We start from the raw sequence: 316 nt of genomic DNA on the forward strand, positions 1-316 counted from the left end.
GGGCTCGTTGAAGTCGAACGTCGGTCATACGCAGGCGGCTGCCGGTGTGGGTGGCGTCATCAAGATGGTGATGGCGTTGCGGCACGGCGTTCTGCCGAAGACCCTGCACGTGGACGAGCCGTCGTCGCATGTGGACTGGTCCGCAGGTGCCGTGGAGTTGCTGACCGAGGAACGGGAGTGGCCCGCCCTCGACCGACCGCGCCGGGCCGGTGTGTCCGCGTTCGGCGTGGGCGGGACCAACGCCCACGTCGTGATCGAACAGCCACCGGCGATCACGCCCGACGACTCCGAGTCTCCCGCACCCGGTGTGGTGCCG

The 316-nt window shown here is 69.3% G+C and carries 1 protein-coding gene; it reads left to right on the plus strand.

All coding sequences use genetic code 11. The features are described from left to right. Window positions 1-316, plus strand: a 316-nt coding sequence (locus H5J33_RS36635) for a ketoacyl-synthetase C-terminal extension domain-containing protein (protein WP_309485589.1), incomplete at both ends; no start/stop codon positions are given.

This window comes from Streptomyces sp. WELS2 (assembly GCF_013870595.1).
In the GTDB taxonomy this organism is placed as follows: domain Bacteria; phylum Actinomycetota; class Actinomycetes; order Streptomycetales; family Streptomycetaceae; genus Streptomyces.